The following is a 14,980-nucleotide window of genomic DNA, read 5'->3' on the forward strand; positions in this document are numbered from 1 at the left end:
CTCAGAGCGACAGGATTGCATACGCACCCACCTCGTATTCACGGCCCTTCAAGCCCTCCGCGAGGGCCGCCGTGCTGAGGCCCTCCGAGTACTGATCCAACATGCGCACCATCCCGCGCAGACCGAAGCGGGTGGTCACCGCGCCGAGCACCGGCCGCTTGAGGCCGTACGACAGGTCTCCTCCGGCCTGGAGCGGGTAGGTGAGGTTGAAGACGCGGTGGTAGTCGTACGGACCCCAGTCGTTCAGGCGCAGCTGCGCCGTCAGCATCAGCGTGTCCAGCAGCACGGTGCCGTCCACGCCGTAGCGCAGCACCTGCCGGGCGTCCTCGCCGGAGGACTGGTTGCTGCCCACCATGGCGGTGCCGTACAGCTTCAGGCGTTTGGTGGGGTTGCCCACCATGCGCAGCGTGGCCTCCCACTCGTCCGCGGCGGGCGGTGCCTTGCCGAAGGCGATGGTGCTGCCGTTGGCGAGGATGGCGATGCCCGCGTCACGCGACGTCGGCTGGTGGCGGTAGACCAGGTCGAGGCCCGCGGCGAAGGGCGCGTCCTCGCGCATGTCCCGGTCCCAGGACCAGAACCACGTGCCGGGAGTCGGGTCGAAGGTGAGCAGCAGCTCGGCGCCCAGCGTCTCGCGGTTGTCGAGCACGGTGAACGAGTCCGTCAGCACGCTGCGCGGCCGGACGCCCGGGTAGTACCGCCCCGACTCCGCGTCGAACGTGTCGGCGATGGTGGGGTTGGGCCCGATGAGGGGCTTCTGGTAGAGCACGTTGGGCGACACCTGGAGGGTGCCCAGCTGCACGGAGACACCCGCCTGGCCGGCGTAGTGGTTGCCGCGGCCGCTCTCGCGCAGGCTCCAGCCCGTCAGCACCGTGCGCTGCTCGGGGCCCGCGTCCGCCACCAGCCCGCGGAACGAGGCCTGGGCGAACATGCGCACCATGCCCAGGTCATAGGTGAGCCGCGCCTTGGCGCCGAGCGTGTCCAGCAACTGCACCTTGTCCCGGAGCACCTCGTAGCCGCTGCCCAGGTAGCTGGCTCCGCCCGTGGGCCGCGTCCAGATGAACTCCTCGCCGATGCGCTGCGGCGCCGCGAAGATGCCACCCACCTCCAGGCCCATGGGGCCGCGTTGCCACTCGAGGCCCAGCGCCGTCCTGCGCGCCACGCGCTCGCGGATGACGGAGGCCGTCTGCTGCACCGCGCCCCGGGCCAGGTCCTCCTGGTGCACCAGCGTCAGCGTCACCGGGCCCACGCCCTTGCGGTACTTCGCGACGATGGAGGGGTTGGCGCCCCAGTACAGCTCCGGGCCCACCGCCACCTTCAGCCCGTCCAGTCCCTTCTTGCCGCTGAACACGACGCCGAAGGGCGCGTTGCCATGGTAGATGTCGATGTTCGGCCCGTAGTGCGCCTCGCGGTAGAGGTTGAAGAAGTCGCCTTCCTCGCCCCAGTGCGTGTGGCCGACGCGGTAGAAGCCCTCGAGGTTGAACTCCTCCCGGTCCAGCTTGAACTCCGCCTGGTACAGCGCGAAGCGCTCCAGCCCGAGCGGCTGTCCCACGGCGCCCGTGCCCGGCACCGGCGTGGCGCCCACGCCCGTCGTGGGAGTGGGCTGCGTGCCCCGGTTCTCGTAGAACAGGTTGTTGAGCCGGTTCTGCGCCACGTTGCCCACGATGTTGAACGACGCGCGCCCGTACACACCAGAGGTGGGCTGCATCGCCAGATCGAAGAAGATGGACTCGGTGTGGTCCACCGTGTCCAGGTTGGGCCGCGTCGTGGCGATGCTCCCGCGCGACATGGAGCTGTCCATCACCAGCCGCAGGTTGGAGACACGCACCGCGCTCAGCTCCTCCGTGCGCGCCAGCGCCATGGAGGACTCGTAGCCGCGGGACAGCTCCGTCGGGCGGATGGCCTCGAAGTGCTGGCGGATGGTGTCGGAGGTGGTGGTGGCGGCGTACGGATCCAAGCGAAAGGCCGCCTGCAGGACGTAGTAGGCCGTGCGCGGCTGCACCCGGGCGATGCCCGCCTCGTCCTCGGGACCGAGGGTGCTGATGCCGAACCACTCCTCGTTCATGTTGTTCTGGCCCTCGACGTAGTCGCTCGGGTAGCCAGCGTTGGGCCAGGAGGCGGTGGCGTCGTGGACGGAGAGGTTGGACTCCTGCCCCATCTTCCACCAGCCATCCACCCACTGGAACACGAAGCCGCCAAGCGCGTTCTGCGCGCGGCCGTGTCCGTAGCTCTGCGTGTAGATCTCCTCCCACTGCTTGCGCAGGTAGTCCGCCTGCGCCAGGTGGTCCTCGCGGCCGGCCTTGGCGTCATAGGCGTCCGCGCCGAACTCGGTGAACATCACCGGCTTGTTCAGCTTCTGGAGCACCACGTCGAACAGGTCCCGCGCGGAGGCGCCGCGGTAGACGTTGGCGCCGAAGATGTCCAGCTCGGGGGCGTGGCGCGCGATGAGGTCCACGTACTGCGCGTCACCGTTGGCGATGGACACCGGGTGGTGGGTGTCCCGGGCCTTGATGGTGCGCACCGCCTCGCCCATCAGCGAGTAGAGGTGCTCGGCGCGCGCGGCGTCCTCCTGGCCGGGGAGCGCTTGAATCTCATACCCCGTCCAGTGCAGGCCGTAGTTGTTCTCGTTGCCGAGCATCCACATCAGCACGCCGGGCGTGTCGCGGTAGCGCTCCACCCGCTGCGCCAGGTCCGTGAGCAGGGCCTTGCGGTGCACCGGGTTGGAGTAGTCCGTGTTCGGCACCATGACGCCGTCCACGTTGGTGCCGTAGCGGCCCATCAACGGGTTCACCACGGTGTAGATGCCGTAGCGCCGGTAGATGTACTCCACCCAGCGCGGGGGGATGTCGTCGAACTGGCGGATGGCGTTGACGCCCATGTCGCGCAGCAGCGTCATCTCCCGCTTGAGCACCGACTCGATGAAGTCGTCGGTCTGGTTCCAGAGCGAGTAGCGGTAGTTCTCGCCAATGGGCGTGTAGCCCCAGTTCATGCCGCGGATGGGGAAGTCCCGTCCGTCGACCTGGAGCTTGAAGCCGCGCTCGTCGTGGTGGACGCGCACGGCCTGCACCGCCGTGGGGGCCGCAGCCGCTGCCGCCGTGGGCTGGAGGGACGGGGCGGCCGGGGCCACCGGTGCGTCGGCGGCCGGCTCGGCGGGGGCGGGCGTCTGGGACAGCGTCACCGCCAGACACGTCACGAGGGTGAGGGCGCTCATGCCGCCTTCTCCACGTCCAGGCTGTTCTGCGTCACCACGGCGCGGTAGAGGTGGGCGCTGTCCTTGGGAATCCGCTTCTGGGTGGCGTAGTCCACGAAGACGAGCCCGAAGCGCTTCTGGTAGCCGAAGGCCCACTCGAAGTTGTCGAGCAGGGACCAGGCGAAGTAGCCCCCGAGCGGCACGCCCTGCCGGATGGCGTCCAGCGACGCCTCCAGGTGCGAGCTCAGGTACTGGGCGCGCTTGGTGTCACGCACGCGCCCGTCCGCGTCCGGACCGGTGGCGTAGGCGGCCCCGTTCTCGGTGATGTAGATGCGCGGCGGCTGGTAGTCCTTGTGCAGGCGCGTCAGCAGATTCGTGAGCCCGCCGGCGAACACCTCCCAGTCCATGTCCGTGCGCTCGGGTTCGGCGTGGACGGTGCGGGGGGCGTTCTTCTCCTCGGGGATGCGGTCGCTGCGGATGATGCCGCGCGAGTAGTAGTTCACGCCCAGGAAGTCGGTGGGGGTGGCGATGGCCTCCATGTCTCCGTCGCGGACGAAGTCCAGCGTCTCGGAGGAGATGCGGCCGGCCGCCAGGTGGTCCGCCACCACGTCCTTCGGGTAGCCGCGGCCGTGGAGGGGATCCAGGAACCAGCGGTTGAAGCTGCCGTCGAAGGCGCGGGTCGCGTCGAGGTCCTCGGGGCTGGGCGAGGCGGGCTGCGCGGGGCAGAGGTTGAGGGTGATGCCCACCTCGGCGTTCTTCACGTTGGCGCGGATGACGGAGACGGCCTGCCCGTGCGACACCAGCAGGTGGTGGGCCGTGGCGAGCATCTCGCCCCACTGGTTCTTGTGCCCGGGCGCGTGCTCGCCGTTGGCGTGGCCCAGGAAGCTGATGCACCAGGGCTCGTTGTGCGTGATCCAGCGCGTCACGCGGTCGCCGAGCGCCTGGCTCATCTCGTCCGCGTACTCGACGAACGCGCTCACCGTGTCACGCGCGGGCCAGCCGCCCTTGTCCTGCAGGGCCTGCGGAAGGTCCCAGTGGTAGAGCGTGACGAGGGGCTCGATGCCCTTCTCCAGCAGCCCGTCCACCAGGCGCGAGTAGAAGTCCAGGCCCGCCTGGTTCACCTTGCCGCGGCCGGCCGGGAGGATGCGCGGCCAGGCGACGGAGAAGCGGTACGCCTTGACGCCCATCCAGCGCATCAGCTCCACGTCCTCGCGCCAGCGGTGGTAGTGGTCACACGCGACCTTGCCATCCGTGCCGTCGGCGATCTTGCCGGGGGTGGCGCAGAAGCGGTCCCAGATGGACTCGCCGCGCCCATCGGCGGAGGTGGCGCCTTCGATCTGGAAGGCGGAGGTGGCCACGCCCCAGAGAAAGTCAGGAGGAAACTGCCGCATTGTCGAGGACTCCTTTCGAGGATTCGAGGTGGCAGCGGACGAGGTGGTCCGCCGCGGGGTGGTTTTCAGGAGGACGGGTGGCGTGGCACCGCGCGTCCGCATGGGGGCAGCGAGGCGCGAAGGCACAACCCTGAGAGGGGACGGGCCCCGCCGCGGCCTTCACCGGCAGCGGGGCCCGGAGGAAGTCCGCACCCTCCGGCACGGCCGAGCGCAGCAGCCGCGTGTACGGGTGCCGGGGAGCCGCGAGGACGTCCGCCGTCCGCCCCGACTCCACGACGCTGCCCGCGTACAGCACCATGACGCGGTCCGCGAGGTGCCGGGCGCTCGCCAGGTCGTGGGTGATGAAGAGGATGCCGATGCCGCGCTCCTGCGTCAGGCCTCGCAGCAGCTGGAGCACCTCCCGGCGGGTGGACACGTCCAGCATGGAGGTGGGCTCGTCCGCGATGATGACGTCCGGCTCCACCGCCAGGGCCCGCGCCACGGCCACGCGCTGGCGCTGGCCGCCGGACAGCTCATGCGGGAAGCGCCGCGCGAAGGACTCCGCTGGCGTCAGCCCCACCGACTCGAGCAGCGCGTGGACGCGAGACTGGAGCTCCGCCTGCGTGGCCCGCCCGTGGCGCAGGAGGGGCCGCTCCAGGTGGTGGGCCACGGTGTGCACGGGGTTGAGGGAGGCGAACGGATCCTGGAACACCATCTGCACGCGGCCGCGGTAGGCGAGCGAGGCACCCTGGCGTTCTCCAGCGAGCACGTCCTCGCCGCCGAGCCGCAGACTCCCGCCGTCAGGCGTGTCCAGCCGCGCCAGCACCCGGGCCAGCGTGCTCTTGCCGCTCCCGGACTCGCCCACGAGCGCGACGATCTCACCCCGCTCCAGCGTGAACGACACGCCATTGAGCAGCGTGCGCCGGGACCGGGAGAATAAGCCTCCCACGGGGACGCTGCGCGACAGCCCGGTGACCTCCAGCAAGGGAGGGCTCATGAGTGACCTCCACGGAGCGCGGCCCGTGCGGGCGCCGGTGCGTTGGCCGCGAGCGCGAGGTCCGGCGACGGCCCGGCCGCGTCGTCGGCGGTGAGGTGGGGGAAAGACGACAGCAGCAGGCGCGTGTACGGGTGGCGGGCCCCGGTGCGCAGCCGCTCCGAGGTGTCCACCTCCACCAGCTTGCCGCCCTGGAGGACGCCGACGCGGTCGGAGATGGCCAGCAGCAGCGGCAGGTCGTGGGTGATGAAGAGGACCGCGAAGCCCAGCCGCTCCTTCAGCTCGAGCATCCGCTGGAGCAGCTCCTTCTGCACCACCACGTCCAGCGCGGTGGTGGGCTCGTCCATCACCACCAGCTTGGGCTCCAGCGCGAGCGCGAGCGCGATGCCCACCCGCTGGCGCATGCCGCCCGAGAGCTGGTGCGGCCAGGCCTTCACCAGCTCCGGCGACAGCCCCACCATGGCCAGCAGCTCCCCCGCCCGGGCGTAGGAGGCCGCCCGCGAGGTGCGCCCGTGCGCCGCCAGCGTGTCGTGGAACTGCTCGCCCAGCGTGAGCACGGGGTTGAGCGCGCTCATGGCGCTCTGGAACACCATGGACACCTGGGACCAGCGGAAGGCGCGCAGTGCGGACGCGTCCAGGGCGGTGACGTCCGTGCCGTTGAAGAGGATGCGTCCCTGGGTGATGCGCGCGGCGGGGGGCAGCAGGCGCAGCAGTCCGAAGCCGATGGTGGACTTGCCGCTGCCCGACTCCCCGGCCAGGCCGAGCACCTCGCCGGGCGCGATGTCGAAGGACACGTTGTCCACCACCCGGGAGGGGCCGCGCTCCGTCGCGTAGTCGATGCACAGCTCGCGCACGCTCAGCAGCACACCGGGCGCCTGCGGCTCGGCCTGCGCGGCCGACACCACCGGGGTGATGGGGGCCACCGCCGGAGGGGCCTTGAGCGCTGGGTTGGTCAGCTCGTCGATGGCGGAGCTGAGCAGTGTCAGCGAGAAGCCGACCAGCGCGATGCACACGCCGGTGGGGACGAAGATCCACCAGGAGCGCGTCAACAGCGCCGCGTCATTGGAGGCCCAGTAGAGGTTGGTGCCCCACGTCACCGCGCCCACGTCCCCAAGCCCGAGGAACTCCAGGCCCACCTGGGCGCCCACCGCGTAGAGCGTGTTGCCGATGAACGAGGAGGCGATGAGCGAGGCCATGTTGGGCAGCAGCTCCCGGGCGATGATGCGGGCCCGGCTCTCACCGGTCACCAATGCCGCGGCCACGAAGTCCCGGTTGCGCAGGGACAGCGCCTCGGCGCGGAAGACGCGCGCATTCCACGCCCAGCCCGCCACCGTCAGCACGGCCACCATCCGCAGCGGCCCCGAGGGCAGGTACGCGCCCAGGACGATGGCCAGCGGCAGCCCGGGAATGACGAGGAACACGTTGGTGGTGAGCGACAGCGCGTCGTCCACCCGGCGGCCCAGGTAGCCGGCCGTCACGCCGATGAGCGCACCCACCAGGGTGACGAGCAGGCCCACCGCGAAGCCCACCGCGAGCGTCTCGCGCGCCCCCACCACCGTCTGCGCGAGCACGTCCTGTCCCTGGCCCGTCGTCCCGAAGAGGTGGGCGCGGGAGGGCGGCTGGTGGGGGCGGCCCACCAGGTCGCTCGGGTCCATGACCAGCCAGGGCCCCACCAGGGCCAGGACGAGGAAGAACAGCAGGATGCTCCCGCCCACCGCGGCCTTCCGGTGGCGGAGCAGGCGTCGGATGGAGTCACGCATGGGCGCGGGTCCTCGGGTCCAGCCAGAGGCAGAGCAGGTCCACGGCGAAGTTGGCGGCGAGCACCGCCAGGGTGATGACCAGGAAGAGCCCCTGCATGAGGGGGTAGTCCTGGTTGCGCACCGCGAGGATGAGCAGGTAGCCGGTGCCGGGGTAGGAGAAGACGATCTCCGTCAGCAGCGAGCCGCCCAGCACGAAGCCCAGGGCCATGCCGAAGCTGGTGACGTTGGGCAGGAGCGCGTTGCGCGCGGCGTACCGCATCATCACCTGCCAGGGCGGCAGCCCCTTGGCGTGAGCGAGCCGGAGGGTGTCCGTGCCCAGCGTGGCCACCATGGTGTTGCGCATGCCCAGCATCCATCCGCCGAGCGTGGCCACCACGATGGAGGCGGCCGGCAGCACCGCGTGGCGCGCCACGTCCGCCGCGAAGGTGAAGGACAGCCTCGGCTCCAGGTCATGCGAGTACGCGTGGCGCAGGGGGAACCAGCCGAGCCCGAAGCCGAAGAGGTACAGCGACAGCATGGCCAGCCAGAAGTAGGGGAAGGCCCCGAGGAAGGCGAAGACGGGCGCTGCCACCGAGTCCAACCACCCACCGCGGTTCCACGCCGCGAGCACCCCGAGCATCGAGCCCACCGCGAAGCTGATGACGACGGCGCACCCGGCGAGCCCCAGCGTCCACACCAGCCCCGTGCCGATGACCTCCGACACGCGGGAGGGGTAGTACGCGTACGACAGCCCGAGGTCTCCGGTGAACAGGTGCTTCAGGTAGGTGAAGTACTGCACGTGCCAGGGGGCATCCGTGAAGCCGAAGGCGGCGCGCATCGCCTCCATGGCCTCGGGCTGCACGCGGCCCTCGAAGCGCGCGAACATGGCGGAGGCCGGGTCACCCGGGGCGAGCCGGGGGATGACGAAGTTCAACGTGAGCGAGGCCCACGCCGCGAGCAGGTAGAAGCCGAGCCGCCGGAAGACGTAGTGCATCGTCAGGGCTCCCTCGGGGCGAGCGCCGTCAGCACCAGCAGGCTGTCGGGCTCGGCATGGGGGGACAGGCGCGCGTAGGGATTCTGCGCGCTCGGAAAGCCGGTGAAGCGCCGGGAGCTGGCCTCGCCCCAGGACGGGTTGGGGAAGAGGGGGATGGCGGGCGCCAGCTCGGAGAAGCGCCGCTGCACTCCGGCCATCAGCTCCTTCTGCTTCTCGGGCGAGCTCTCCGTCTCGAAGCGCGTCAGCAGGGCGTCCGCCTCCACGTCGCCGAAGCGGTGCCAGTTGGCCGCGGCCACCTCGCCCACCGGGCGCACCGTGCGCGGTGACAGCAGCCACTTGTAGAAGGTGTACGGCGTGGGCCCGTCCAGCGACCAGGCGATGGCGAGCTGGAACTCCCCCTTCTGCAGGCGCGCGTACCAGGCGCCGAACTCGTACGTCTTGAGGTGCGCCCGGATGCCGAGCTTGCTCAAGTCCCGCGCCAGCACCTGCCCGGCGCGTACCCAGTCTGACCAGCCGCCCACCACCTCGAGCTCCAGCTCCAGCGGCCGGCCATCCGGCATGAGCCGCATGCCATCCGGGCCGCGCTTCAGTCCCGCCTCGTCCATCAGCCGGTTGGCGGCGGCCTCGTCGTGGCGCACCCAGGCGCCGCTGGCGGCCTGCGCGTCCCGCCAGCCCGTATAGGAGTCGTTGAGGGCCGTGGCATCCGCCGGGCGCGTGTAGCCGTACATGGCGATGTCCACCAGCCGCTCCCGGTCCAGCGCCATGCTCAGCGCCTTACGCACGCGCACGTCGTCGAAGGGCGGCCGCGTGGTGTTCGGGTAGAGGAAGACGGTGCTGCCGTAGAGCGGGAACCAGCGCGCGTGGTGCGACGGGTCCTTGGAGACGAAGGTGCGGTCCACCGCGGGGACGAAGTTGCCGGCCCAGTCCACCTCGCCCTCCACCAGGGCCAGGTTGGCCTGGTCATTGGTGGGGAAGGCCAGGAAGCGCAGCGCGGAGACGGCCGGCTTGCCGGGCTGCCAGTAGTGCGGGTTGCGCCCCAGCTCGTACACCTGGTTGCGGAAGACGTTCACCTGGGTGAAGGGCCCCGTGCCCACCGGCTCCGGGTTGGTGAACGTCACCGGATCCTTCACGTGCTCCCAGACGTGGCGCGGGACGAGTGGCTGATGCGCCAGCTCCGAGAAGCCGGGGATGTAGACGCGCGAGAACTGGAACGCCACCGTGTGCGTCCCCTCCGCGCGCACGTCCTCCAGGAAGCGCCACGCGCCGCCCGCGTCCAGGGCCGGGTGCTTCTTGAGCAACTGGAAGGTGAAGGCCACGTCCTCGGCCGTGAAGGGCCGTCCGTCGCTCCAGCGCACGCCCTCGCGCAGGGTGAAGCGCAGCGTGCGGTGGTCCTCGGCCCAGGCGTGCGCGGTGGCCAGCCAGGGCGTCCACTGGCCGGTGGACGGGATGAACAGCTCCAGGCACTCGTAGACACCGGCCCGGGTGGGCCAGCGCGCGCCCGCGCCGGTGAAGAGCGGGTTGAAGTTACGTACCCATGCGCTCTGCTGCTCCACGGAGACGAACAGCGTGTTCGGGGGCCGCGGGCGGGGCTCCGAGGTGCATGCCACCAGCAGTACGAGCAGCAGCACCACGGGCAGCAGCAGGAGCGCGGGCTTCATGGGGCCCTCGTGTAGACGCGGACGTAGTCCACCTTCATCTGCTGGGGGAACACGGTGGAGCTGTCCGGCGGCCCCAGGTAGTTCCCGCCCACCGCCACGTTGAGGATGATGAAGTGCGGATGGTCGTACACCCACCGCGTCCCGGCGGGCAGCTTCGAGGGCGTCACTTCGAAGAAGGTGATGCCGTCCAGCAGCCAGCGGATGCGGTTCGGCTCCCACTCCAAGGCGTAGATGTGGAAGTCCTCGTAGAGCTTCCCGCCGCTGACGGCGAAATCGGAGCCGATGTTGCCCCCGCCGGAGTAGCCCGGCCCGTGCAGCGAGCCGCGGGTGATGGCCGGGAGCTGGCCCCGGTACTCCATGATGTCGATCTCCCCGCACTCCGGCCAACCCACCTCGCCGATGTTCGCGCCCAGCAGCCAGAAGGCCGGCCAGATGCCGCGCCCCACCGGAAGCTGGAGGCGCGCCTCGAAGCGGCCGTAGGTCTGCTCGAAGCGCCCGCTCGAGTTGATGCGCGCGGACGTGTAGCTCTTGCCGCCGTAGCTCTCCTTGCGCGCGGTGATGACCAGGTTGCCGGTGCCGTCCAGCGAGGCGTTCTCCGGCCTGTCGGTGTCGAACTCCAGCTGCTCGTTGCCCCAGCCGTGTCCTCCCACGTCGTGCACCCAGCGGTCCGCGGAGGGCGGGGTGCCCGCCTGCCCGTCGAACTCGTCCTGCCACACCAGCTGCCACTCGGCGCCTGGCTGTGAGGGGGAGGACGGTACGTCGGGCTTGGTGGCCCGGTTGGCCGCCGGGTCACACGCGAGCGTGCCCAGGGCGGCGAGCCACGGGAGGAGGCGGAGGCGGGTCATGCGGTCTTCCTGGCGTGTTGGAGGGGAAAGAGGGAGCGGTCGCGCAGCGCCGCCTGGAGCACGAGGGTGGCCGCGCCAACGGCGATGGCCCGGTCTCCCAGGGCGGAGGTGACGATGCGCGTCTCCGCCATGGAGGTGGACAGCGCCCGCTTGCGCACTGACGCGCGCAAGGGATCCAACAGCAGGTCTCCCACCGAGGAGATCTCCCCGCCGAGCACGACGATGGCCGGGTTGATGAGGTTGAGCAGACCCGCCACGGCGATGCCCAGGTAGTGCCCCAGGCTGTCGATGACCTGCCGGGCGGCGGCGTCTCCCGCGCGCGCGCCTTCCACCAGCTCGCGCACCGTCACCCCACGGCGGCCCCGCGGGCCCATCAACTCCCGGGCGCGCTCCAACAGCGGCGCGGTGCCAATGAGGGTGACGAGGCACCCGCGCAGCCCGCACACGCACTGCTGGCCGGCCGGGTCCACGGCGATGTGGCTGATCTCACCGGCGGTGCCGCCCGAGCCACGGTAGACGTCTCCGTGGATGATGAAGCCGGCGCCAATACCCGTGCCCAGCTTGATGTACGTCAGGTCCTCGCCCCCGACGCCCGCGCCCCAGTAGCGCTCCGAGAGCGCGCCCAGGTTGGCGTCGTTGTCCACGAGCACCGGCATGCTGAAGGCGGACTTGAGCCACTCCTGCACGTCGTAGTCACGCCACGCCGGCACGATGAGCGGGGACAGCTTGCCCGGGTTGGAGGGGTGCACGGGGCTCGGGACGGCCACGCCCATGCCCAGCACCGAGCGGCGCGGCACGCGCTCGGCGTCCAGGCACTCCTGCACCAGCTCCTTCACCTTCTGCAGCGTGCCCTTCGGATCCTCACGCACCGCATGGGGGGCGTGCCGGTGGGTGCGCACGCGCCCGCGCAGGTCCGTGAGGACGGCCGTCACGTGCGTGGCACCCATCTCCACGCCGATGATGCTGAAGGCGTCGTCACAGAAGCCGATGAGGGTAGGGCGGCGGCCTCCCCGCGACACCCCGGCGCCGATGTTGCGCACCAGCCCGGAGTGCTCCAGGTCCGCGACGATCGCCGACACCGTGGACGGGCTCAGCTCCGTGCGCCGGGCGATCTCCGCCCGCGAGAGCTGCTGCTCGCGCCAGATCATGTTCAGCAACAGGCTGCTGTTCTGCGCGCGCATGCCCGCCGCGTCGACCGTCGATTCCGCCGTTCCCACTTTCATCGTGCGCTCACGCTCCATTCGGCCGCGTGGAAGCAGGGGGCGTTTGCACCCTCCTCCTTCCCGTCCGCGACGCGGCTGGCGCCGATTGTGTACTGCTTCGGCTCGGTCGTGAGCGGCACTTCCTCCAATTTCAGCTCGAAGCCCTCGGTGGCTGGCCCCATGCCCACCAGGAGGGTGGCCTTCCCGTCACCCGGGGTGCCCCCGGCCTGGGACATGGAGGCCGCATCCCTCCCATTGCCCAGCCCCGCCGCCGCGAGCACTCCCGCCACCGCCCACGTCCACGCGAAGTGCTTGTGCCGCTGCATGGAGCCCCTCCGCTGCTGGCGTGGCTTCGTCCGTACGACGAAGAAACAGGATGCCGCTGGGAATCGGGCTCCTTCCCCATCCCCTCCCGAACGCGCCCGAGTTCGTTCGAGTGATGAAGAAAGTACCAGCCGCCTGCCAGGGATTGCAAGCTTTCTGGTGGTTGCAGGTAGGGGCGGGGCGCTGGTTCGCGCCTGCCGCGGCGCGCCATCCCGTCCACCCCGCGGCGGAACCACTGTTACAAAGTCAACATTATTAGGTGGGTTTACCGAACTCTATAGGAATCCGGGCCTGCGAGCCTAACATGGCTACTTCCTTCGGACGGTGGAGTATCTCCTGTTTCCGTGCGGAGGACTCGACTGGAGAGAAAAACCACATGCGAAACAAAGCTGCAGGAATGGCAGTTGGATTGGCGGTGGCCACGCTGCTGGTGAGCGCCGCCTTCGCCGCGGCCACGTTCGGGGTCCAACCCTCGGGCTCGTCGGCGATCTTCTTCATCAACACCACCTCGTGGGCGGACATCCACTACAAGGTCAACAACGGTGGCCAGCTCAACGTGCGGATGACGGTCGTCAATGGCCGCAACGAGTACACGGTGACGGGCCTGGCCGCGGGCCACTTCGTCGACTACGCCTTCACCTACTGGGACGTCGCGTGTAACTGCGCCGTGGACACCGCGTGGACGCGCTACACGCACGCGGGCACGGGCGGCGGCACGGACGCGGGCACGGGCGGTGGTACGGACGCTGGCACCGGCGGCGGCACGGACGCGGGCACCGGCGGCGACACGGGCCCCATCGTGCCCCTGTTCAACAGCACCACGTCACTGGAGCCGGCCACGGTGCAGGACACGGCCACGGCGATCATCACCCGCGTGGGTGACCGCGTTCGTGACCGCCATGCGCGTGAGGACCAGTACCAGGCGTACGACCACTACCTGGCGAACTACTTCGACAAGCGCACGCACTGGATCGAGATCGTGGACGAGGTGGCCAAGGGCGGCAGCCGGATCGTCGTCAACCTCTACACCGTCTATCCGTATGACAGCCCGGACTTCCGCGCGTTCTTCCGCGGCCTCAACACCGAGGCCGAGTACTTCCACAACGCGGACTTCACCACGGTGAATGACTATCAGTACACGGCCAGCGTCAACTTCAACGCCAAGGAGGGCCGGGCCATCCGCGTGGGGGACCGGATGGAGCTCGAGATCGGTGTCTTCCTCCGGCAGCCGGTGGAAGGCCGCTTCAACTACTACTCCACCATCATGCTGTACATGGTGGGCACCGGCGGCATCGTGCCGCTCGAGGTCTCCGGCGCCGTCCAGGACTCCTTCCCCATGCCGGCCATTGGCCAGAGCGGCGGCCGCACCACCGGCAACCAGCACCTGTCGAACGAGCCGGACAACCACTTCCTGCAGATGGCGCTGAACATGGCGCCCACCAACGCGCAGCCCTTCGTCGAGGGCCGGCGCCTCCACCACACCGACTTCGGCGATGGCAGCCACTCCGAGCCGGGCAACCCCATCTTCTCCACCCAGGTGAACAAGCTCGGGCCGAACTACATCGCGCGCTCCTGCATCGCCTGCCACGTGCAGAACGGCCGCGGCCTGCCGCCCGCCGTCAACACCACGCTGGGCAACTACACCGTCAAGGTGGGCCGGATCAGCGGCACCACGGTGACCTCGGATCCGTTCCTCGGCTCCCGTATCCAGCCGCGCAGCACCAGCGGCACGCCCGAGGGTGACGTGCGCATCGCGAGCTGGACCACCACCAGCGGCACGTTCACCGACGGCACGGCCTGGCAGCTGCGCAAGCCGAACTACAGCTTCCTCAACGTCACGCCCACGAACTACTCGGCGCGCATCACCCCGCAGCTGGTGGGCATGGGCCTGCTGGAGGCCGTGCCGGAGACGGCCATCGCCGGCCTGGCGGACCCCACCGACAGCAACGCCGACGGCATCTCCGGCCGCATGCAGACCGTGGCGGATCCGGAGACGGGCGCGACGCGCCTGGGCCGCTTCGGCTGGAAGGCGGGCTCGGCGCGGGTGCGTCACCAGGTCGCCGATGCGTTCAGGACGGACATGGGTGTCACCAACCCCGTCTTCACCACGCTGGACTGCGGCACGTCGCAGACGGGCTGCTCGGGCACCAGCACGGAGCTGAGCAACACGGACCTCGACAAGATCACCCGCTACATCGCCCTGCTCGGTGTCCCGGCGCGCCGCGACTACCGCGACACCCAGGCCCTCCAGGGCGAGACGCTGTTCCGCAACGCGGGCTGCGCGAAGTGCCACACGGAGACGCTGACCACCAGCGCGTACCACCCGCACGCGGAGCTGCGCAGCCAGACCATCCACCCGTACACGGACCTGCTCCTGCACGACATGGGCACGGGCCTGGCGGACAACCTGCCGGAAGGCCAGGCCTCCGGGGCCGAGTGGCGGACGCCTCCGCTCTGGGGCATTGGCCTGACGGCCGGCGTCAGCGGCGGCGAGGCCTACCTGCACGACGGCCGCGCGCGCAACCTGACCGAGGCCATCCTCTGGCACGGCGGTGAGGCGCAGGCCGCGCAGCAGGCCTTCGTCCGGATGACCGCCGCCGAGCGCAGCGCGCTCCTGCGGTTCCTGCAGTCGCTCTGACGTAGCAAGCACAGGGTCGCACGGGGGGA

The 14,980-nt window shown here is 70.2% G+C and carries 10 protein-coding genes; 1 reads left to right on the top strand and 9 read right to left on the bottom strand.

From position 1 onward, the window contains the following. Position 1: 1 nt before the first annotated feature. From NR798_RS10345 to NR798_RS10385, 9 genes are read right to left on the bottom strand one after another with little or no spacing between them, the layout of a single operon-like run. The gene (locus NR798_RS10345) at positions 2-3,208 is read right to left on the bottom strand and encodes a glycoside hydrolase family 2 TIM barrel-domain containing protein (protein ID WP_375771284.1); all 3,207 of its coding nucleotides are present in this window, start codon (positions 3,206-3,208) and stop codon (positions 2-4) included. Beyond that, a complete protein-coding gene (locus NR798_RS10350) occupies positions 3,205-4,578 on the bottom strand; it encodes a GH1 family beta-glucosidase (protein WP_375771285.1) in 1,374 nt (457 codons plus the stop codon). The genes NR798_RS10345 and NR798_RS10350 overlap by 4 nt, the downstream gene beginning before the upstream one ends. Beyond that, positions 4,559-5,506 carry an ABC transporter ATP-binding protein gene (locus NR798_RS10355; protein ID WP_375771286.1) on the bottom strand — a complete coding sequence of 316 codons (948 nt, stop codon included), beginning with the start codon at positions 5,504-5,506 and terminating at the stop codon, positions 4,559-4,561. Before NR798_RS10355 ends, NR798_RS10350 begins: the two co-directional genes overlap by 20 nt. 44 nt (positions 5,507-5,550) lie before the next feature. After that, on the bottom strand, positions 5,551-7,311 hold the full coding sequence (locus NR798_RS10360; RefSeq protein WP_375771287.1) for a dipeptide/oligopeptide/nickel ABC transporter permease/ATP-binding protein: 1,761 nt from the start codon (positions 7,309-7,311) through the stop codon (positions 5,551-5,553). Then, positions 7,304-8,284 (bottom strand): ABC transporter permease, encoded by a 981-nt coding sequence (locus NR798_RS10365; protein WP_375771288.1) that lies wholly within the window; start codon positions 8,282-8,284, stop codon positions 7,304-7,306. Before NR798_RS10365 ends, NR798_RS10360 begins: the two co-directional genes overlap by 8 nt. Positions 8,285-8,286: 2 nt before the next feature. Then, positions 8,287-9,942, bottom strand: a complete 1,656-nt coding sequence (locus NR798_RS10370; protein WP_375771289.1) for an ABC transporter substrate-binding protein — start codon at positions 9,940-9,942, stop codon at positions 8,287-8,289. Next, on the bottom strand, positions 9,939-10,787 hold the full coding sequence (locus NR798_RS10375) for a family 16 glycosylhydrolase (RefSeq protein ID WP_375771290.1): 849 nt from the start codon (positions 10,785-10,787) through the stop codon (positions 9,939-9,941). The genes NR798_RS10370 and NR798_RS10375 overlap by 4 nt, the downstream gene beginning before the upstream one ends. After that, positions 10,784-12,010, bottom strand: a complete 1,227-nt coding sequence (locus NR798_RS10380) for an ROK family protein (RefSeq protein WP_375771291.1) — start codon at positions 12,008-12,010, stop codon at positions 10,784-10,786. The genes NR798_RS10375 and NR798_RS10380 overlap by 4 nt, the downstream gene beginning before the upstream one ends. After that, positions 12,007-12,315 (bottom strand): hypothetical protein, encoded by a 309-nt coding sequence (locus tag NR798_RS10385; protein ID WP_375771292.1) that lies wholly within the window; start codon positions 12,313-12,315, stop codon positions 12,007-12,009. The genes NR798_RS10380 and NR798_RS10385 overlap by 4 nt, the downstream gene beginning before the upstream one ends. Positions 12,316-12,710: 395 nt before the next feature. Here NR798_RS10385 and NR798_RS10390 point away from each other — a divergent pair, with 395 nt between their 5' ends. Beyond that, the gene (locus NR798_RS10390; RefSeq protein ID WP_375771293.1) at positions 12,711-14,951 is read left to right on the top strand and encodes a di-heme oxidoredictase family protein; all 2,241 of its coding nucleotides are present in this window, start codon (positions 12,711-12,713) and stop codon (positions 14,949-14,951) included. Positions 14,952-14,980: the final 29 nt, after the last annotated feature.

Source organism: Archangium gephyra (assembly GCF_042230915.1).
GTDB classification, from domain to species: domain Bacteria; phylum Myxococcota; class Myxococcia; order Myxococcales; family Myxococcaceae; genus Archangium; species Archangium gephyra_B.

Bases quoted from the DNA above. Each gene is read 5' to 3' on its own strand.
- NR798_RS10385 (WP_375771292.1), bottom strand. From the start codon at position 12,315: ATGCAGCGGCACAAGCACTTCGCGTGGACGTGGGCGGTGGCGGGAGTG.
- NR798_RS10390 (WP_375771293.1), top strand. From the start codon at position 12,711: ATGGCAGTTGGATTGGCGGTGGCCACGCTGCTGGTGAGCGCCGCCTTC.
- NR798_RS10375 (WP_375771290.1), bottom strand. From the start codon at position 10,787: ATGACCCGCCTCCGCCTCCTCCCGTGGCTCGCCGCCCTGGGCACGCTC.
- NR798_RS10345 (WP_375771284.1), bottom strand. From the start codon at position 3,208: ATGAGCGCCCTCACCCTCGTGACGTGTCTGGCGGTGACGCTGTCCCAG.
- NR798_RS10360 (WP_375771287.1), bottom strand. From the start codon at position 7,311: ATGCGTGACTCCATCCGACGCCTGCTCCGCCACCGGAAGGCCGCGGTG.
- NR798_RS10380 (WP_375771291.1), bottom strand. From the start codon at position 12,010: ATGAAAGTGGGAACGGCGGAATCGACGGTCGACGCGGCGGGCATGCGC.
- NR798_RS10365 (WP_375771288.1), bottom strand. From the start codon at position 8,284: ATGCACTACGTCTTCCGGCGGCTCGGCTTCTACCTGCTCGCGGCGTGG.
- NR798_RS10350 (WP_375771285.1), bottom strand. From the start codon at position 4,578: ATGCGGCAGTTTCCTCCTGACTTTCTCTGGGGCGTGGCCACCTCCGCC.
- NR798_RS10370 (WP_375771289.1), bottom strand. From the start codon at position 9,942: ATGAAGCCCGCGCTCCTGCTGCTGCCCGTGGTGCTGCTGCTCGTACTG.